The sequence below is a fragment of the Marinomonas maritima genome, from assembly GCF_024435075.2.
Classification (GTDB): domain Bacteria; phylum Pseudomonadota; class Gammaproteobacteria; order Pseudomonadales; family Marinomonadaceae; genus Marinomonas; species Marinomonas maritima.
The window spans coordinates 261,959-279,811 of record NZ_JAMZEG020000003.1 but is presented as its reverse complement, the minus strand read 5'-3'; the positions used below and the strand labels follow the sequence as shown (position 1 = coordinate 279,811).

Sequence of the window (17,853 nt, the reverse complement as noted above, 5' to 3'; positions counted from 1 at the left end):
AATGTCTGCATCATTAGATAAATTAATGCTTACCGTCGGCCTGTTGGACAAAATAACAGGCCCGATGCGCGGTATTCAGCGCACCATTCAACAGGTCACGAATAATTCCAGAAAAGCCTTTATGAACACGGCGGCGGGCGTGACCGCGCTTATCGCTGCGTCATCCACGTTTGCCGCGACCATCAACCCTGCCAACGACATGAACATGGCACTAGGCGAGGTGCGGTCACTCGAAGTGGCCGACGACACGCTAAAACGGCTTAATCAAGCCGGTCTTAAATATTCCATAGAATTTGGTGAATCTGCCAGCAATTACGTGCGTTCGGCTTACGATATTCAATCGGCTATTAATGGTTTATCTGGTAATGATTTGCCGGAATTTACCACCGCGGCGGGTACGTTAGCGAAAGCGACAAAGGCTAATGTGACTGATATCACGTCCTATTTTGGAACTATGTTTGGCTTTTTTAGAAAGGAAGCTACCGACATGGGAAAAGGGGATTGGGTAAGGATGCTCGCGGGTCAAACGGCCACAGCTGTGCAAATGTTCAAAACCACGGGGCCAAAAATGGCGGAAGCTTTCGCAGGTTTAGGGCAAATGGATGTCAAATTGGGCGTGGGGATGAATGAGCAGATGGCGGTGCTGGGTAAACTGCAATCTTCTTTGAGTGGATCGGAGGCCGGTACTGCATATGGGGCTTTTATTAGTGGTCTTGCGAACGCTCAGGAAAAGTTGGGTGTGAGTTTTGAGGATCAGTCAGGGAAGCTTTTGCCAACAGTTGAAATATTGAAAAAGTTAAAAGCACAAACGGACGGCATGGGTGGTTTGGCAACAGGTAAATTTATTACTGATGCTTTTGGTTCCGACTTGGCGGCGGATTTTTATAGGGCTATGTCTACTGATATTGATGGGTTGGGAGAAAGTATAAAAAAGCTGGGCGACGTAACAGGCATGGACAAAGCCACGTGGATGGCAAAGCAAATGCAAAACAATTTTGCTCGTTTGTCTAAAGCGGTAACGGCCATATCTGTTGCTATTTGGCAAAAAGCCCTACCCGCCATTGAGCCTTACATAAACATGATGACAAATGCCGCATCGATCATTGTCGATTGGGCGGATAAATACCCGCATCTAACGAAAATGGTGGGTTTGGCAATCACGGCCTTTATCGCTTTTGTTGCCATAGCGGGCGCGATGAATATAGCCATCGGCATGGCGCGGTTCGCAATGGTCGGTTTTACCATGCGTTTTGTCGTCGTGCGCCCCATTATTTGGGCGGCTCGATTGGCTGTAATGGCTTACACAGCCGTGATTTGGTTATTAAAAACAGCATTACTTGCCTTCGTATTATATGGCCCTGCCGTTACTGCATTCTTTACTGCCATGAAAGCCAGTATTTTAACCAGCTTGCCCGCAATTTGGGCATTTACCGCCGCGTTGCTTGCTAATCCATTAACGTGGATTGTGGTAGGGATCGTCGCCATTGGTGCGGCCATCGTTGGCTTAATTTACTACTGGGACGAAGTAACAGAAGCATTAAGCAAGGGTTGGAATTGGCTAAAAAGCCTATTCGAAAACAACAAGTTTTTGCAACTGGCTTTTTTACCGCTGTATTTAGGTATTAAAGCTATCGATGTGGCAATCAAATCATTCGAAAAAATCCCCCAGTGGTGGGGTGATTTTAATGTATGGCTGGCGGGTGTAACGCTAATGCCAGCATGGAATTTGGGTATTGAAGCATTCGAATCTATCAAAAAATGGTGGACGGATTTTAAAGGCTGGTTATCTGCATTAGATCCGTTTGCCTTCTTGGGTGAGAAGGTCGATTGGCTGAAAAACAAGATGTCTTGGTTGCCGGGTATCGACGCGAGCAGCACGCAAGAAGTGATCAGCAAAGTCGAAAGCCAAGCCGAAACGGTTAATAAATCCGTGGTGTTGCCCGGTGCGGAATCGTCGCAAAAAAGTGGCGAATCGGGCGGATTATTCCAGACCATCAGCAACATGTTTGGCGGTAATAGTCGTAGCGCGAGCGTCGAGAAAATAGAGGTTCACAACCATGGCACAGGTGTGAGCGGTGAACAACTTATGCACGAATTAGAAATGGCGGCGGGCTAAATATGAACAGTATTGATTTATTAATATTTGAAGAAGATTTATCGCTGAATGATCGCGGTGAACCGCATTATGTCGTTGGTACTGAATGTGTTGCACAGGACATTAAACACATGCTGATCGAACGTGGTTTTTTAACATCGCTGATCGCAGAGCGCGACAAAGCAAAAATTTCAATGACAGAAACCAACATAGAAAACGCGGTCGAAGATGACGAGCGTATTTTGGCAGGGTCTGCCAGCGTCGTGTTTAGAAACGGTGTTGTGATGTGTACTGCCAAAACAATCGATGACGAAATGGTGTATTTAGAGGCTGTGTTAAATGGCTGATTTTGAGCGGTTTTTTACAGATCAAGGCATTCCGACAACAGAAGACGGGATGAAAGAGCGGTTTAAGCAAATCGTGATCGATGAAGGTTCGACCGTTTCTAACGATTCCCGATACTCGCCATTTTGGCGGGTTGTATCGGCTATCGTCGTCACCCCGGCGATGTGGTTATTAAAAACACTCATTAGCAACATAGCGCCACAGTTTTATTTAAAAACGGCAAAAGACGCGTATTTAGATGATTGGTCAGCAAATTACGACGTGGAAAGAAAAATAGGCCAGCCAACGCTTGGTATGTTGGAGTTTCACCGCTACGACACCACGCAAACGCGAACTATTGTGGCAGGGACAGCAATCACAACATTGCCCATAAATAATATTGTTTACAGCGTTTTTCTTGTGGAAGATTTGGTGTTTGAAGCAGGCACAGCGTACAAAGCCGCGCAGGTGTCGTCCGTTGTGAACAGCTCAGACACCAATCTCGCCGCCGGTTATTTTAGCCAAATTGATGAAGCGGGCATGGCGGTTGATCACGGTGAAAACTGGATCACGCAAATTGGCGTCAGCGACGAAACAGACGACGAATTACGCGAGCGTGTGCGCTTACGTTTTAATCGTTTGTCTCATTACCACACTGATGGCGTTTATCGCTCAATAATCAGTGAGGCAACGGGCGTGCCACCCGAAAATGTGTATTTTCAGCATGACGCGCCGCGGGGCCCAGGCACAGCAAATGCCTATATTTTGTTCCCGCTCGCGTCACCGCAAGCCAGCGTACTAACTCGCGTAAACAAACACATTCGAGAAGATGGACACCACGGCCACGGCGATGACGTCATGGTGTTTGAAATGCCGCGTCAATCCGTGAATATCACCGCCACCGCATTTATCGCTAATGAAGTGATAGAGCTAGAGCGCGAGCGCATGAAGGCGGAAATTACCCAAGCAATACGGGCGGCATTCCGAGAAAATGCGGCGTATTCGGGGCTAACGCTCACGCACCCGAACAGCCGATTTTCGTTTACCCGGTTAGCTGGCGAGCTGATCCGCATTTTCCCAGATTTGGATTTGATCGAATTCGACAATGCCGACATTTACACGCAACGTTGGGTGCCATCGCTCAATACCGTCACTGTGACCGTGGGGGTATAAATGGCCGACAACATCAAAACGGGCGATTTACCAAGCTGGCTGAAAGATGCCGAAATTACCAAGCTAAAAGACGCGGCGGGTAAATATTGGCAATCCGTTTCTAGTTGGATGAGGTTGCCGCTTGAACAGCTAGATCCAATCAACTGTCACCCCGTTGTATTACGGCTTTATGCGTATGAACGAGACGTAGACCGATTCGTGACCGAGCCAGATTCTTTGTATCGATTGCGTGTTGCCACCGCTGTGTCAAATACTCGCGACGCGGGCGAGTTGGTCGGAATGGAACAAATTGTCAAAAGATTTGGCGAGGTGATCGGCGGAACGATAGAGCGAGATCCGGACAAAGATTGGGACGTGATCACGCTAATACTAGAAAACGGCGTGCTCACAAAAGACTGGGAATTGGGGCGGTTTATCATTCGCCAGTATGGCCGAACATGCCGCCGCTATGAGTTTTTACTACTCGACATGATAGACAGTGTGTTGGTCGGCGGCGCCGAGGGCGGAATAGACACAGTGACCAGCGAAGCGCCTTTATTTGTTCCAAAATTTGAAGAGTCGGTGTCGGTGCCGGTGCATATATCATTTAACAGCGCGGACATAAGCCGCGACCATATCAGAGGTTTTTCATGGCTGTAAACGGCACAATCACAACGGAAGGCGCGGCTTATTTGTCTTTGCGTATTTCGCAAATGGCGGCGGTAAATATCGACCACTTTGTATTGGCTAACGTGCCAGATATCGACGAAAGCACGCCAGCGGATCAAGATTATGTATTGCCAGAGGAATACATCGTTGCCACCGCGCCAGTATATCGACTCAGTCACAATGGGGAAAATTCCGTGGTGTATTCCATGGTGTTGGATGGAACCGCCGGTGATTATAATTTTAATTGGTATGGGCTGGTGACAGAAACAGGTGTGAAGTTGGCGTTTGCCCACATTCCCATGGTTGCAAAGCGCGCGAACGTGGGGCAAGTGATAAACCGTAATTTCATTGTCCCATTCACTGCGGCGAAAGCCTTAACAGGCGCGGACATTCCAGCGGAAAGCTGGCAGTTTGATTTTACCGAGACCATCGCAGAGGTGACAGTGTCAATATTGGGGCCGACGTTCCTATATGCCGGTGATACCTACACGTACACGTTTACTGATTGGGACGATTTCTCGAATTATTCCGTGTCATCTAGCGTCGGTACGGCAACACTGAGTAATGCAGAATTAACTTTGGAAATACCGGAAGGCACGCCCGAGGGCGAATGCTTGCTGACGATTATTCGCAACGGATCAACGCGCGTTATACCCATTCGCATTGGTGATCCTATCGTTGCACCGCCCACGCTGATCTCACCCATTAACAATGCAATCGACATTGTAGAGCAACCCACGCTGACCATGTCGCCATTTAAAACATTCCCAGCAAACGTAGACACGCAATTATCAGCGGATTGGGAACTGTACGACGCAAATGATAATTTAGTTTACAGCCGTTATGACGATACAGAAAATTTGGTAGCTCTAAAAATACCAGAAGGTATCTTGACCGAAGGCGGCTACGGCTACAAATGGCGAGGCCGTAAAAAAGGTGTGGTGCTAGGTGACAGCGAATGGACGGGGTTTTTTACGTTTACGACGGCTAGTCAGTTTATAAAGCCAGGTGTGTTGATTGGTGGTGATGTTGTCGTATTTCAACATGACAGCTATTGGTATTTGGCTGCGCCTTTGGATATGCGTGTGTTGGTGAGGTTTTATGCAGTGCCCATAAATCAAGAGATCAGTTTAGGGCGTCGGTCAGATAATGCATTTTCTGATAGTTACAATGGATTTGAGAGAACGGAGGCCTATGTAAACGAATATCCGTATCCAGCGAGTGGAGCTGTTGATTCATCATATTTATATTGCTGGGAAAATGGTTATTTTTTGCCGAACAGGGTAGAGGTTCAGCTTTTATTCCAGAATATTGATGAATTGGGAGAAGATGAGCTAAACGAACTTTCCATTGCTGCAATTAAAAATGGAAGCTGGCGTTTGGGTACTTCGACCGAATATTCGGGATCAGAATCTTGGTTTTATAGCGCGGATAGTGACACGTTAAGTCATGGTGTTAAGGATGGTCGTAGTCGGATTATACCGATGCGCCGCATTCCAGTTTAAGGGGCAGAAATGAAAGCAATAATTGAAAAATCAACAGATAAAATAATCTACGGCCCTGCTGCTACATCGTTAGAAAAAATGAATGATGTGGTGACGCGATATGGTGGTTTGCCAACGGATGCGTTTAGCGACGGTGTTACCGATTGTGGCCCGTTAGCGATTATGCAAGCCAAAGAAATAGACGCGCCGCCGATTAAACCATGGTTGTATTTTTTAGATTTTACGGCGTGGCGTGTCGAAAGTAATTTTGTCGTGCGTGATCGTGTTTATCGTCTGCTGGATGATGATCAAGCGCGAGCGTCAGCAAAAAACAAATTGGCTGAAATACGCTATAACGCCGAGGTGGCGGGGTTTGATTTGCCAGACGGTACGCATGTTCGCACCGAATTGGCAGACCAAAACCGTATCGCCAATGCGCATGCGGGGCTGGTCGCGGAATTTAGCGAGTCAGTGGATTTTAAAGGTTATCAGGGTTGGTCTGTTATGACGTTGGCCGAGCTAGAGCCTATCGCGCGCGCGGTATTTCGCCATGTCAGTGTGTATTGCTTTGGTGCTGAGCGTGGCGTTTCCGAGTTGATCGACACAAAAACCGCAGACGAAATGCTCGAATTAGACATTAACGATCTGTTTAGTGCGAAATATCAGGAGCTAGCAGCGGAATGAAAAAAGCGTGGCTTTACTGCTTAGATCAATCGTTTGAATTTTCGCATGAGCGGCTAAATGGCATCGAATTTCAAAGCGAATGGGTGAAAATTGCCAATTCAAAGATGACCATTAAATCTGGATACGCATGGGATGGTTGTTCACCAAAAATTCATGTTTTTGGGTTGTTTGTTGTCGGTACGCCAAATGGTTGTTTACGACATGGCAAGTCGTGGACGTATTACGACAGTTTGGTCCATGACGTGCTGTGTCAGTTTCGTGATGATTTGAAATTGTCAAAAGACGACAGCGTTATCATATTTAATGATTCGCTGAAAAAGTCGGGGTGGCCGTTGCGTAAGCTGTATATCAACATGGTGCGGTGGTTTGGCCCGCAGGATTGGCACGCATGATTTTATCGCTAAATGGTAAAGAAATTCAGGGGTACAATTTCTTAGTAACGGGTGAGCAACCTTTGCCGGACGAGGATTTGTCCGCGCAAACGTCGTCAACATTGACGGCCGAAAAAGGTTTTAAAAGTAAGCGTTTGCGCGTGAATTTTAATATTAAATTTACAGACGTTGGCTATCTTAAAAGCCTAATGAGCATAGTGCAGGGCGTAGACGAGCAGGGGCGGCGTCAGATTTACACAATAAATAACCAAACCGCAACGGCGATGGGTATTCGACAAGTCCGTTTTAGTGAAAGTGTTAGTGTAAAAGAAATGGGCGAGGTGCAAGCCTGGGCGATTAGTTTCGTGTTGTTGGAGCATAAATCCATACCCGAAAAGCGCGAATCGAAAACCCTCGCGGCAGAAGAAAAAGCCGCAACGGGCACAAGTACAAATACAGCAAGTGTTGATAAGCAAGTGGCAGCAGAGGCAGACAATGCAAGTTGGTTTGAAGAGAATGTATTAAGTCCGATTGATAGTTTTCTGGGCAGTGGGGAGGGTGACGTCGATGTTGTTTAGATTTTTTTGCCGTATTTTGGGTGATGACGTCGAATTAGTCGATCATGATATGCGGCTATTTGCTAACGCGCCCGGCACCGCATCGCTAAAAGTAGTATCAAAAACGGAGCCTAAAGGTTCCGTTTTTGTATCTGTTGCGGTGAACGGTGGCGAGCGTCAGCAGTTATTTTTTGGTTTTGTTGAACGAGCGACAAAAGCAACGGCCGATACATGGACATTGTTTTGTCGTGAAAAAATAGCGGCGCTAGATCGTCGTTTACCAATATCGAAACGTAACGTCACATTACGCGAGGTATTGGCCGAGATATCAAGTAAAACAAGCATATCGTTTGCATTGCCAAAAAGTGGCGGTTATGCAGATAAGCCAGTGCCGCACTTTGTGCACATGGGGACAGCAATACAAGCTGTCAGGGCAACGGCGGGGGTGTTTAATATCCCTGATTTTGTGTGCCAGCAGCGCCGCGACGGGAATATCTACGTGGGTAGCTGGAAAGATGGGATCTGGCCCGATAAGCCAATCACGATGCCCGAAAACCTGTTCGACGGTGTGTTATCAAGCGAATCAATGACAACGGTGTTGGTGCCAGGTCTAAGACCAAATTATGTTTTGAATGGTCGGCGTATCTATGAAGTGTCAATTAAGGGCGTGAGTATGGGGATATCATGGAAAAAACGATAGAACGGATAATGCAGCGCAAATACCCCGAATTGGGCATGGGGTGGCATTTACCGCTTTGGGCTAAAGTCGTGGACAATGGCGAGGAATTGGCACAGCAAACAGCAACAGAGCAAAGCCCCGTGTATGCGGTATCGGTTCGGCTGTTGGATAGATACGGTGTGATAGATAAAGATGTGCCAGTGATCAAAGATGTATTGGTGCCAGTGCCAGCGGGTGCCGCTAATCAGCGCGGCCAGTGGTCTAAACCGTTGGTTGATACCGTCGTTGAATTGGCATTTGCATACGGATCACCGGCACACCCGTTCATTCGTTCCATATTGCCCTATGGTTTAGTATTGCCATCGATGGGCGAAAAAGACCAGCGATGGCAGCAATCAGAGAAATCATACATCGAGATCACAGATCAAGACGATTGGACACAAAAAGGCAGTAATAGCACGATAGAGCTAGAAGAAACCGAAATAGTAAAAGCGAAGAACAGCACAACAGAAATAGAAGAAACCGAAACAGTAAAAGCAAAGAACAGCACAACAGAAATAGAAGAAGACTTAACGCAACGCATCGGACAGATAAGAGAAATCATAGCGAACAAACATTGGGTGGGAAGTGAAGGTACAAACATTTATCAGCTACTACATGACCTGATGATGACCGTTTCAAGCCTCGCAAAAATTGCAGGAGCGCACAACCATTCGTACACATGGAGTGATCCAGGTGGCGCGGCGACAACATCGCCACCATTGCAGATATCTAGCTACAACACAAAAGACACGGAAGCCACGGAACTAGCGGGTTCACTGCAACCATTGCTTAAATAACTAACACACCAACCAACAACCAAAGGGCGTATACAGCGCCCTTTTTCATGCCCACAGCCAGCCCGCGCGCCGCTTCCCCGACCTCCAAAAAGCACTCCTCCCCACGCCCGCACGCTTTACGCTTTTTTTTCTTTCTGCAATTCTAAACGCGCAATTAAAAGCCGCCACAGCCCGTATATAAAGCGTTTATATAAAAAATGGAATTGCAAGCACATGATAGAAATTGCAGCTTAAAAGGGCTTAGAATTGACATTAAAAACGCTGAAAGCCACGTACTTTCCGAACTGCACGTTTTTTGCTGTTAAAAACACTGCAAAAAACTAGGGGTATTTAAAAGAGCGAAATAGAGAGTGATTTGATAGAATGCCAAAACTTAATTTTTTGGGTTTTCCTGTTGTTTCTTTCAAAGTATTTATAGAAAGGGGTAATAATAGGGGTAATTTAAACAAAGGTTTAACAACAAACCTAATAAAATCATATAGTTAGATTCGATATGCTGTTAATGATCGATAATTACGACTCTTTTACGTATAACCTTGTGCAGTATTTTCGTGAATTAGGCGCAGATGTCCGAGTCTTTCGTAACGACGAAATTAGTGTGGAAGAGATTGAGCGTCTTGCGCCGTCCCATTTGGTTATTTCACCAGGGCCATGTACACCGAATGAAGCGGGTGTTTCTATGGCGGCGATTGCCGCGTTTGCAGGAAAAATCCCCATACTGGGTATTTGCTTAGGTCATCAAAGTATTGGTCAAGTCTTTGGTGGCGAGGTGATTCGTGCTAAAAATGTCATGCACGGTAAAACCTCGTTAATTTATCACGAAAATACCTCGGTATTTTTAGGGTTGCCAAACCCACAAACGGCGACTCGTTATCATTCTTTAGTGATATCAGCGGACTCTTTGCCTGACTGTCTTGAAGTGACCGCTTGGAGTAAAAATTCAGTGGGTGAAAACGAGGAAATTATGGGGGTTCGGCATAAAACCCTTGCGGTTGAAGGGGTGCAGTTTCATCCTGAGTCGATTCTTACCGAGGCGGGCCATGCTTTATTGGCCAATTTCTTAACACGATAGTTTTAACATAATAGGAGAGGCTGGTGGATATTCAAAAGGCGATTGCTGCCGTTGTTGAGCGTCAAAACTTGAACAGCGACGAAATGCGAATAGTGATGAATGACATCATGACTGGAAAAACCACTCCGGCACAAATAGGCGGCTTCTTAATTGGCCTAAGAATGAAAGGCGAGACGGTCGAGGAAATTACTGCAGCGGCACAAGTGATGCGAGAGTTGTCTAGTAAAGTAGCATTGGATCTCGAGCATGTGGTGGATACTTGTGGAACAGGCGGAGACGGTAGCAATTTGTTTAATGTGTCGACAGCGTCTGCGTTTGTTGTGGCGTCTGCTGGCGGTAAGGTAGCAAAGCACGGTGGTCGCTCTGTTTCCTCAAAGTCTGGTAGTGCCGATGTATTGGAGCAAGCGGGCATTTATCTTGGTCTTGATGCAGTACAAGTTTGCCGGTGTATTGAAGAAATTGGTTTAGGCTTTATGTATGCGCCTAATCATCATTCGGCGATGAAGTATGCCGTTGGCCCTCGTAAAGAAATGGCGACGCGTACTATTTTTAACTTACTTGGTCCATTAACCAATCCTGCGAATGCAAAGCGTCAGGTGATGGGGGTTTTTCATCAGAAGTGGGTACGTCCTATCGCGGAGGTGCTGAAAGCGCTTGGCAGTGAACACGTCATGGTTGTTCACTCAGAAGATGGGTTAGATGAAATTAGTATTGCGGCATCAACCTATGTGGCTGAATTGAAAAATGGCAAAATCTTAGAATATAAAATCTCGCCGGAAGACTTTGGTATTCCGTTGCAGTCTACGGACACGATACAAGCTTTTGATGCGGCCGAAAGTTTGGCGTTAATTAAAGCCGCGCTTGAAGGCAAAGGCAAAGTGAATCCAGCGAGAGATATTGTGGCTTTGAATGCGGGTGCGGCAATCTATGTGTCTGGTATTGCCGATACTTTAGCGGAAGGGATAAATATCGCAGAAGATGTGATTGGTGGTGGTACCGCCAAAGTCAAAATGTCTGAATTGGCCAGTTTCACGCGTTGTTTTATGAGTCCTGACTCACTGTAATTAATAGGAGCGGTAGTGTAATGCAAATAGAAACACCGACTATTTTAAAGAAAATTGTGGCTCGTAAGTACGAAGAAATTAGCGAGCGTAAAGCTCATACACCTTATGGCAACTTAGACGTCGCGGCGTCCGTGGCGAATGTACACAATGCACCGCGTGGCTTTGTTCAGGCGTTGAGGCATCAGATTGCGATAGGTAAAGCGGGTGTGATTGCAGAGGTGAAGCAAGCTTCTCCGAGCAAGGGGGTATTGCGCAACCCATTCATTCCAGCAAATATTGCAAGATCTTATGAAATAGGTGGTGCGGCTTGTTTGTCTGTTTTGACCGACAAAGACTTCTTTCAAGGTCATGAAGATTTTTTGGTGGAAGCTCGTTCCGCTTGTAAATTACCCGTTATTCGCAAGGACTTTATTGTCGACGAGTATCAGGTATTAGAAGCCAGAGCGATTGGTGCTGATTGTATTTTGCTGATCGCTGCTTGTTTGAGTGGCGAAAAATTACGTCAGCTCGATATGATGGCTCGTGATCTTGGTATGGATGTTTTGGTTGAAGTGCACAATCGTCCGGAACTTGAGTTAGCATTAGAGTACACAGACACTGAGCTGCTCGGGATCAATAACCGCGACCTTCATACGTTTGAATTAAGTTTAGATCATACGTTTGAGTTGATGGGGAGTGTGCCTGCTGATCGTCTTATTGTGACTGAAAGTGGTATTCATACTCGTGATGATGTGGCGTTGATGCGTCAAAAAGGGATTCACGCATTTTTAGTGGGTGAGGCGTTTATGCGTGCGGATGATCCTGGTGATAAATTGGCTGAACTTTTTCAGTTCTAGTAAGGTTGAATTATGAAAACGAATGTTAGTTGGCAAGAAGATGTTCATTTTACCGCAGAGACGGGGTCTGGTTTTAAGATAGAGATTGACGGTAATCAGATTGCTGGCGCAAGGCCGATGGAGTTGTTGCTTGCGGGCTTGGGTGGTTGTACATCTTATGATGTGGTTGGGATTTTAAAGAAGTCTCGTCAAGATGTTGTGTCTTGTGTTGCCCAAATAGAGGCTGATAGAGCAGATTCCGTACCTGCTGTTTTTACTGAAATTCGAGTTCACTTTGTGGTGACGGGGCGCAAACTGAAAGAAAGCGTTGTTGCTCGTGCGGTTAAGTTATCAGCGGAAGAATATTGCTCTGCGTCATTAATGTTGGAAAGAGGTGGTGTGAAAATTGTCCATAGCTTTGCAATAATTGATATAGAATAATCTGCTTTTAAAAGAATTTTTAAAAAGAGCCTTGAGGCTCTTTTTTTATTTTATAAGTAATTTGGTGTCCCCACCAGGACTCGAACCTGGAATAGCTGCTTAGGAGGCGGCCGGTATATCCTGTTTACCTATGAGGACTTATATTGAGGCGTGATTTATACATCAATTATGTTTAGATTACAAATGTGAGTCGAGCTTGTATGGTGTTGATTCTTATGGTTTTTAAGCCCGTCCTAAAGTGTGCTTACTACTAATTGGACGTGTTGAGCCCCTCGCTGTATAAACTTTATTTTTGCTGCTATGACCTTGAAGTAGCTCGAAGAGGTGTTTGTTGCGTTTTTGTAAGGTGTTTAAAACTCGAGCGTTTGTATTGTTTTGTGTTTTGCATTTTTTCAGTAGCGTTTCACAATCTTGCATTAATAGACGAACATTATCCATAGAACTGTCTTGTAGGGTAAGCCAGCTTTTAAATTCTTCTTCAGAGGGTTTTTTCCGATCGACAATGTCAAATTTAATAAGAATATTCACTCTTTTTTCATTGAGCTTATTCATTTCATCAAGGAGGGCTTGTTTTTGTTCGGATAGGGTAATAATAGTTTCGCTGTCCAATTGCCCATAAGCTAGTCGTTCTTCATCAAGGAGCGAAGAGAGTTTTTCTAATATCTCTTTGCTTCTTATGAATATAGGGGCAATAGGGATCATAGGGCAAACCGTTCACAGACTGTATAGAGTGTACAGTCTAGAATAGAGAATCCATAGAAGCCATATTATTCGCAAGCTTCTGCGTATCTATTTTATATTCGCCTGCAGCGATAGCGCTTTTGATTTGTTCTACTTTTTCCATGTCAACATCTGGCAAGTTGCCAATTTTAGAATGCTGATTTTGTAGGGTTTGTGCTGTACCGCTTAATTTAACGGTATCCTCAGCTAAAGTGCCGCCATTTTTTACACTGCTTTGTTTCTCTGTCGTACTAACAGTTGCATCGTCTTTTTGCGAGCGTTCACTTTTATTGATCGTGCTCTGGTTTGATAGACCTGTAAGGTGTATTGCCATTGGGTTTTCCGCCCTTTAATGATTTGCCTGTCTATGTTGTCGGCAAGATCCACAAAAACTTTAATGAAAAGCTTCAGAAAAAAAGAATATATAAACTGCCGGTCAGTCTGTACTCAATAGTTTACAAGAACCTCACTGTCAGTTACAACTTTGGCGTATATAATTCTTTCAGAACTTGTGTTTTGGACACGTATTTGTTGTCCTTCTACACCATTCTCTAAAGCAACACCATTCATTTTGACGGTAATGCTGCCACTTTTTGCTGTTATTAATACGACATTACCTTTTTTTACAAGCATTGGGGGGGTCGTTAGATTAACAGTAATAAAGGTGTTAATGCGCAAGTTTCGTGATGCGACTTGCCCGTAAGGAGGATTTTTCTTTGTAAAAACATGTCCTCTTAAACTAGATAAGTCGACTTCACCCACATCCGTATTTGACTTACTGATGACTTGGCCGCGATTAATTGGGGTGATGGTTTTTATAGCCGGAATCATGATGGATTGGGTGACGGGAGCATAAGATTTCCACGTAGGGTTGTTGCAACTGATTTCATAATTTGTGCGTTTGGTCGCGTCTGGTCTCTGATTGCGGATTTGAATCGACTCACTATCGCAAGCAGGTAAATAATTGAGTGCGGCTACATTGTTTAATGTAATGTTAATAACCGCATCTGGATATATTTCTGCCAGTCTAGGGATCTCTACTTGGTTTATGTAGTGATTAATTTGGTCTTCAGTAGATAGGGCAAATGTTAAACTGGCTTGAAAACAAATGAAGGCTAAGCTTAGCCTTATGATTCGCATGATTCGCTCACTTTGTTTATTATGATGTTATAAATAAGATAGTTAGTAAAATATTAGAAAGCACTTTATCATTGGATGATGCATTTTAACAATTTTGAGGTTATACCTCAGTATAATGTTTACACATTTTGGAGGCGTTTATGGCTGGAGTTTTGGATACTGTTAACCAACGTACGCAGCTTGTAGGGGAAAATCGACTTGAACTGCTGTTGTTTCGCCTGAATGGTAAGCAAATTTACGGCATCAACGTCTTTAAAGTGAAAGAAGTTCTTCAGTGTCCGAAGCTAACGACTATGCCGCACAGTTCTCCTGTGGTCAGGGGGGTTGCTCATATTCGTGGTGGAACTATTCCAATTTTAGACTTGGGGTTGGCAACAGGCGCGAGCCCGATGGAGAATATCAGTCAATGTTTTGTCATTATTACGGAGTATAATCGTCGAATTCAGGGCTTTTTGGTTCGTGGCGTCGAACGTATCGTAAACATGAACTGGAGTGATATTCAGCCGCCACCAAAAGGGTTGTCGAACGATAACTATTTGACTGCTGTTTGTCAGGTCGACAAAGAAATGGTTGAGATTATCGATGTTGAGCAGATCCTATCTGAGGTTGCTCCTACACGACAGGATATTTCGGAAGGCATCGTCAATGCTGATGTAACAGAAAATGCTAAAAAACATCATATACTTATTGTTGATGACTCTTCGGTCGCGCGTAAACAAATTAAGCGTTGTATGGAGCAGGTTGGTTTTTCCACCACTGTTTTATGTGATGGTCGCGAAGCGCTTACTTTCCTACAAAACATGGTTGCTGAAGGGAAAGACGTCACGCAGGAGTTTTCTATGGTTATTTCTGATATTGAAATGCCAGAGATGGATGGGTATACGCTGACGACAGCTATTCGTAATGATAGTCGGCTACAAGATTTATTTATTCTTCTTCATACTTCTTTAAGTGGTGTTTTCAACGAAGCGATGGTGAAAAAAGTCGGGGCGGATGGTTTCTTGGCGAAATTCCAACCAGATGAATTGGCTCGATTGGCAATAGAAACTGTTCAGGTACAATCTGAATGATGGTTAGGCTAATCTTTGAAGTACTTTCTTTATCCCTGTTACTTATGGAGTTTTAATGCTCAGTAGTACAAATGCAATTACACCTAATGGCTATATTAGGTTCAGAGATTACTTGCAGAAAGCGTGCGGAATCTCACTGAGTGATAATAAACAATATTTGGTCGCCAGTCGTCTAGGCAAAGTATTGGAAAGAGAAAATTTTTCTAAGATTGAGCAACTGGTTGACGCTTTGGAACGGCTTGGGAGTTCTAAACTCAAGGAAGAAGTCATTAATGCAATGACAACAAATGAAACGCTTTGGTTTAGGGATACGCATCCATTTACCATTTTGAAAAACAATATACTGCCTGAAATGACCGCTGCTCCTCTAAAAATTTGGTCGGCCGCCTCATCTACAGGTCAAGAACCTTACTCTATTAGTATGGTAATTGAAGAGTTTAAATCCACCCGACCGGGTGTTTTGAAGGCCGGTGAAAAAATTGTTGCGACGGATATCTGTACGAACATACTCCAGCATGCCAAGCAAGGTGAATACGACAGCTTGGCTATTGCTCGTGGTCTTGGTGCAGATTTACAGAAACGATATTTTGATAAGGTCAACGACTTAACTTGGAAAATAAAACCGCATTTGAGTTCGCGTGTAGATTTTAGATATTTGAACCTTATCGATTCATTTGCCATGTTAGGAAAGTTCGACGTAATCTTTTGTCGAAATGTACTAATATATTTTACCGTTGATTTAAAATTAGATATTTTGAAGAGAATGCATGCGTCTCTAAAGCCTGGTGGATATTTGTTTCTTGGTGGATCAGAGGCATTGAGTGGTTTATCTGATCACTTTGAAATTGTTCAATGCCATCCTGGTATTGTCTATAAATCTAAAGCTGTTTAGTTTAGATAGTCCTTACATTTCCTTTTAAAGAGCCTGTCTAATGTTTTTAGATGGGCTTTTTTGTCTTTTTGATTCTATCTTTATTGTTGCCGCTTTTTGCCGTTAAGAGAGTCTTTATCCTTAACCTGTTGAAAATAAAGAATTTTTATTTTTGGCATCATAATTGCTTTATTTTATATATATTGATAAATACTATTTTTCTTGAGGATCGAATGGCTATATCTTTTGCGAGTGCATTTGCAGGACACGACAAGACACTGGAGTTTAGAAGTGCAAGAGCGGCCGTCCTTGCAAATAATATTGCTAACGCTGACACGCCAAATTTTAAGGCAAGAGATATTTCGTTCGATTCGGTTTTAAGTAATGAAAGTAGCAAGCTTAGACTTGCTGGAACAAATGCTAGGCATATCTCAGAGGGAGCTTTTTCGGGTGAGTCTGATGGCTTGTTGTACCGAAATGCCAATCAACCATCGTTAGATGGTAATACGGTGGATATGCAAAGAGAGCAGGCTGAGTACGCACAAAACTCATTACAATTTGATACGAGTTTTATGTTCTTAGATAGAAAAATTAGCGGCATGAGAAAGGCGCTTACTGGGAATTAATAACGATGTCTTTAAGTAATATTTTTACTATTTCTGGGTCTGCAATGAGTGCCCAAACAGTGCGTTTGAATACGATTGCGAGCAATATGGCAAACGTAGATAGCGCGGCAAGTTCTGCGGATCAGACGTATCGTGCCCGTAAGCCAGTGTTCTCACAGATGATGAATGACAGTATGCGTGACTATGGTTGGGGTAATGCCAGTGGTGATGATAGCGGCGCTGGGGTTGGGGTGAAGATTGATGGCATTGTTGAATCGGATGCACCTTTACAACCTAGGTACGAGCCAGGCCACCCAATGGCGAATGAAGAGGGTTATGTCTTTTACCCGAATGTGAACCCGATGGAAGAAATGGCCGATATGATGTCGGCTTCTCGATCTTTTCAGACGAATGTGGAAATTATGAACTCGGCAAAAAGTATGATGCAGAAAATGCTCACGCTTGGGCAGTCATAGGAGCAGATTAGATGGCAGATATATCTGATACGAAAGGTCTTGGTGGGCTGATATCCCAATATGGCACAGAAGCGGCCAAGTCCAAAGCCGGTATTGAAAAGCCGGAAGTGCCTAAAGATGAAGGGGCGTTGGCTGATCAAAATGTCTTTTTAAAGCTGTATATCGAACAGTTAAAAGGGCAGGACCCGACGGCGCCTCAGGATACGAATGACATGGTGGCGCAAATGTCACAGTTTAGCTCGTTAGAAAGGCTAACCAGTATCTCTGACCAGCTAGAAAATATGGCAACCTCACTTACTTCTAATCAGGCTCTTAGTGCCTCAACCTTGGTCGGTAAGTCGATCTTGATGGAAGGAAATAAGACTAAAGTGACAGAAGGTTTGGAAGCGGTTCAGTTAAGGACTGTGATGCCTGAAAACTCTCAGACAGCGACATTGAAAATATACGACGCAGATAACCGCCTTGTTCGCACGGCGACGCTTAATTCTGGTGAGTATAAGTGGGACAAACTGGACGATGACGGAAATGTTTTGCCGCCTGGCGAATATCGTTTTGCCGCGTCTTCGACGAATGACAAGGGCGAAATTTCGGCCTTGAGTACTCGCCTTCCAACGCGGATTCAAGGTGTCACCATTAATGGTGAAAACGGCACGGTTTTAAACGTGGAAAACCACGGTAAAATCAAACTTACGAATGAATTAGAAATATTAGGGTGATTGGAGAAT

The 17,853-nt window shown here is 44.4% G+C and carries 22 protein-coding genes and 1 tRNA gene; 19 read left to right on the top strand and 4 right to left on the bottom strand.

The window, feature by feature from the left end:
- Position 1: 1 nt before the first annotated feature.
- The 14 genes from M3I01_RS13390 (at position 2) to M3I01_RS13325 (ending at position 12,246) form a co-directional block, all read left to right on the top strand.
- Positions 2 to 2,116 (top strand): phage tail tape measure protein, encoded by a 2,115-nt coding sequence (locus tag M3I01_RS13390; protein WP_275565126.1) that lies wholly within the window; start codon positions 2 to 4, stop codon positions 2,114 to 2,116.
- Between the two features lie 2 nt (positions 2,117 to 2,118).
- Entirely contained in the window at positions 2,119 to 2,442 is a 324-nt protein-coding gene (locus M3I01_RS13385; protein WP_255896384.1) for a DUF2590 family protein, read from the top strand.
- Positions 2,435 to 3,592, top strand: a complete 1,158-nt coding sequence (locus M3I01_RS13380) for a baseplate J/gp47 family protein (RefSeq protein WP_275565125.1) — start codon at positions 2,435 to 2,437, stop codon at positions 3,590 to 3,592. Before M3I01_RS13385 ends, M3I01_RS13380 begins: the two co-directional genes overlap by 8 nt.
- A complete protein-coding gene (locus M3I01_RS13375; protein WP_255896382.1) occupies positions 3,593 to 4,231 on the top strand; it encodes a hypothetical protein in 639 nt (212 codons plus the stop codon).
- A complete protein-coding gene (locus M3I01_RS13370; protein WP_255896381.1) occupies positions 4,222 to 5,745 on the top strand; it encodes a phage tail-collar fiber domain-containing protein in 1,524 nt (507 codons plus the stop codon). The genes M3I01_RS13375 and M3I01_RS13370 overlap by 10 nt, the downstream gene beginning before the upstream one ends.
- Before the next feature lie 9 nt (positions 5,746 to 5,754).
- A complete protein-coding gene (locus tag M3I01_RS13365) occupies positions 5,755 to 6,408 on the top strand; it encodes a DUF4376 domain-containing protein (protein ID WP_255896380.1) in 654 nt (217 codons plus the stop codon).
- On the top strand, positions 6,405 to 6,800 hold the full coding sequence (locus tag M3I01_RS13360; RefSeq protein ID WP_255896379.1) for a hypothetical protein: 396 nt from the start codon (positions 6,405 to 6,407) through the stop codon (positions 6,798 to 6,800). The genes M3I01_RS13365 and M3I01_RS13360 overlap by 4 nt, the downstream gene beginning before the upstream one ends.
- Entirely contained in the window at positions 6,797 to 7,357 is a 561-nt protein-coding gene (locus M3I01_RS13355) for a baseplate complex protein (protein WP_255896378.1), read from the top strand. The genes M3I01_RS13360 and M3I01_RS13355 overlap by 4 nt, the downstream gene beginning before the upstream one ends.
- Positions 7,347 to 8,036, top strand: coding sequence for a hypothetical protein (locus M3I01_RS13350; RefSeq protein WP_255896377.1), 690 nt, complete (start codon positions 7,347 to 7,349; stop codon positions 8,034 to 8,036). Before M3I01_RS13355 ends, M3I01_RS13350 begins: the two co-directional genes overlap by 11 nt.
- Entirely contained in the window at positions 8,021 to 8,854 is an 834-nt protein-coding gene (locus tag M3I01_RS13345) for a hypothetical protein (RefSeq protein WP_255896376.1), read from the top strand. The genes M3I01_RS13350 and M3I01_RS13345 overlap by 16 nt, the downstream gene beginning before the upstream one ends.
- Positions 8,855 to 9,347: 493 nt before the next feature.
- Entirely contained in the window at positions 9,348 to 9,926 is a 579-nt protein-coding gene (locus M3I01_RS13340; RefSeq protein ID WP_255896375.1) for an anthranilate synthase component II, read from the top strand.
- Between the two features lie 23 nt (positions 9,927 to 9,949).
- Positions 9,950 to 10,990 carry an anthranilate phosphoribosyltransferase gene (trpD, locus tag M3I01_RS13335; RefSeq protein ID WP_255896374.1) on the top strand — a complete coding sequence of 347 codons (1,041 nt, stop codon included), beginning with the start codon at positions 9,950 to 9,952 and terminating at the stop codon, positions 10,988 to 10,990.
- Between the two features lie 20 nt (positions 10,991 to 11,010).
- Positions 11,011 to 11,826: an indole-3-glycerol phosphate synthase TrpC gene (trpC, locus tag M3I01_RS13330; RefSeq protein WP_255896373.1), complete on the top strand. Its 816-nt coding sequence runs from the start codon at positions 11,011 to 11,013 to the stop codon at positions 11,824 to 11,826.
- Between the two features lie 12 nt (positions 11,827 to 11,838).
- Positions 11,839 to 12,246 carry an OsmC family protein gene (locus M3I01_RS13325; protein WP_112136932.1) on the top strand — a complete coding sequence of 136 codons (408 nt, stop codon included), beginning with the start codon at positions 11,839 to 11,841 and terminating at the stop codon, positions 12,244 to 12,246.
- Between the two features lie 62 nt (positions 12,247 to 12,308).
- Here the strand turns inward: M3I01_RS13325 and M3I01_RS13320 are convergent.
- From M3I01_RS13320 to flgA, 4 genes are all read right to left on the bottom strand, one after another.
- A tRNA-Arg gene (locus M3I01_RS13320) sits at positions 12,309 to 12,384 on the bottom strand.
- Positions 12,385 to 12,468: 84 nt separating this feature from the next.
- Positions 12,469 to 12,948: a flagella synthesis protein FlgN gene (locus M3I01_RS13315; RefSeq protein WP_255896371.1), complete on the bottom strand. Its 480-nt coding sequence runs from the start codon at positions 12,946 to 12,948 to the stop codon at positions 12,469 to 12,471.
- Between the two features lie 37 nt (positions 12,949 to 12,985).
- Entirely contained in the window at positions 12,986 to 13,300 is a 315-nt protein-coding gene (flgM, locus tag M3I01_RS13310) for a flagellar biosynthesis anti-sigma factor FlgM (RefSeq protein WP_112136936.1), read from the bottom strand.
- 113 nt (positions 13,301 to 13,413) lie between these two features.
- Positions 13,414 to 14,106: a flagellar basal body P-ring formation chaperone FlgA gene (gene flgA / locus M3I01_RS13305; protein ID WP_255896369.1), complete on the bottom strand. Its 693-nt coding sequence runs from the start codon at positions 14,104 to 14,106 to the stop codon at positions 13,414 to 13,416.
- Between the two features lie 140 nt (positions 14,107 to 14,246).
- Here flgA and M3I01_RS13300 point away from each other — a divergent pair, with 140 nt between their 5' ends.
- Genes M3I01_RS13300 through M3I01_RS13280 form a run of 5 tightly spaced genes read left to right on the top strand, consistent with a single transcriptional unit; the run spans position 14,247 to position 17,844 of the window.
- Positions 14,247 to 15,176: a chemotaxis protein CheV gene (locus tag M3I01_RS13300; RefSeq protein ID WP_255896368.1), complete on the top strand. Its 930-nt coding sequence runs from the start codon at positions 14,247 to 14,249 to the stop codon at positions 15,174 to 15,176.
- Between the two features lie 55 nt (positions 15,177 to 15,231).
- Complete coding sequence (locus M3I01_RS13295) at positions 15,232 to 16,068, top strand: CheR family methyltransferase (RefSeq protein ID WP_275565124.1); 837 nt, start codon at positions 15,232 to 15,234, stop codon at positions 16,066 to 16,068.
- 50 nt (positions 16,069 to 16,118) lie between these two features.
- Positions 16,119 to 16,673, top strand: a complete 555-nt coding sequence (gene flgB, locus M3I01_RS13290; RefSeq protein ID WP_255896367.1) for a flagellar basal body rod protein FlgB — start codon at positions 16,119 to 16,121, stop codon at positions 16,671 to 16,673.
- Between the two features lie 5 nt (positions 16,674 to 16,678).
- Positions 16,679 to 17,128, top strand: a complete 450-nt coding sequence (flgC, locus tag M3I01_RS13285; protein WP_255896366.1) for a flagellar basal body rod protein FlgC — start codon at positions 16,679 to 16,681, stop codon at positions 17,126 to 17,128.
- An 11-nt stretch (positions 17,129 to 17,139) separates the two neighbouring features.
- Positions 17,140 to 17,844: a flagellar hook assembly protein FlgD gene (locus M3I01_RS13280; RefSeq protein WP_255896365.1), complete on the top strand. Its 705-nt coding sequence runs from the start codon at positions 17,140 to 17,142 to the stop codon at positions 17,842 to 17,844.
- The last annotated feature ends 9 nt before the right edge of the window (positions 17,845 to 17,853 follow it).

Coding starts and splice junctions, on each gene's coding strand:
- M3I01_RS13295 (WP_275565124.1), top strand. CDS start 15,232: ATGCTCAGTAGTACAAATGCAATTACACCTAATGGCTATATTAGGTTC.
- M3I01_RS13390 (WP_275565126.1), top strand. CDS start 2: ATGTCTGCATCATTAGATAAATTAATGCTTACCGTCGGCCTGTTGGAC.
- M3I01_RS13300 (WP_255896368.1), top strand. CDS start 14,247: ATGGCTGGAGTTTTGGATACTGTTAACCAACGTACGCAGCTTGTAGGG.
- M3I01_RS13365 (WP_255896380.1), top strand. CDS start 5,755: ATGAAAGCAATAATTGAAAAATCAACAGATAAAATAATCTACGGCCCT.
- trpC (WP_255896373.1), top strand. CDS start 11,011: ATGCAAATAGAAACACCGACTATTTTAAAGAAAATTGTGGCTCGTAAG.
- M3I01_RS13360 (WP_255896379.1), top strand. CDS start 6,405: ATGAAAAAAGCGTGGCTTTACTGCTTAGATCAATCGTTTGAATTTTCG.
- M3I01_RS13380 (WP_275565125.1), top strand. CDS start 2,435: ATGGCTGATTTTGAGCGGTTTTTTACAGATCAAGGCATTCCGACAACA.
- M3I01_RS13315 (WP_255896371.1), bottom strand. CDS start 12,948: ATGATCCCTATTGCCCCTATATTCATAAGAAGCAAAGAGATATTAGAA.
- flgC (WP_255896366.1), top strand. CDS start 16,679: ATGTCTTTAAGTAATATTTTTACTATTTCTGGGTCTGCAATGAGTGCC.
- M3I01_RS13345 (WP_255896376.1), top strand. CDS start 8,021: ATGGAAAAAACGATAGAACGGATAATGCAGCGCAAATACCCCGAATTG.
- flgB (WP_255896367.1), top strand. CDS start 16,119: ATGGGCTTTTTTGTCTTTTTGATTCTATCTTTATTGTTGCCGCTTTTT.
- M3I01_RS13385 (WP_255896384.1), top strand. CDS start 2,119: ATGAACAGTATTGATTTATTAATATTTGAAGAAGATTTATCGCTGAAT.
- M3I01_RS13280 (WP_255896365.1), top strand. CDS start 17,140: ATGGCAGATATATCTGATACGAAAGGTCTTGGTGGGCTGATATCCCAA.
- M3I01_RS13375 (WP_255896382.1), top strand. CDS start 3,593: ATGGCCGACAACATCAAAACGGGCGATTTACCAAGCTGGCTGAAAGAT.
- M3I01_RS13340 (WP_255896375.1), top strand. CDS start 9,348: ATGCTGTTAATGATCGATAATTACGACTCTTTTACGTATAACCTTGTG.
- M3I01_RS13370 (WP_255896381.1), top strand. CDS start 4,222: ATGGCTGTAAACGGCACAATCACAACGGAAGGCGCGGCTTATTTGTCT.
- M3I01_RS13355 (WP_255896378.1), top strand. CDS start 6,797: ATGATTTTATCGCTAAATGGTAAAGAAATTCAGGGGTACAATTTCTTA.
- M3I01_RS13350 (WP_255896377.1), top strand. CDS start 7,347: ATGTTGTTTAGATTTTTTTGCCGTATTTTGGGTGATGACGTCGAATTA.
- M3I01_RS13325 (WP_112136932.1), top strand. CDS start 11,839: ATGAAAACGAATGTTAGTTGGCAAGAAGATGTTCATTTTACCGCAGAG.
- flgM (WP_112136936.1), bottom strand. CDS start 13,300: ATGGCAATACACCTTACAGGTCTATCAAACCAGAGCACGATCAATAAA.
- flgA (WP_255896369.1), bottom strand. CDS start 14,106: ATGCGAATCATAAGGCTAAGCTTAGCCTTCATTTGTTTTCAAGCCAGT.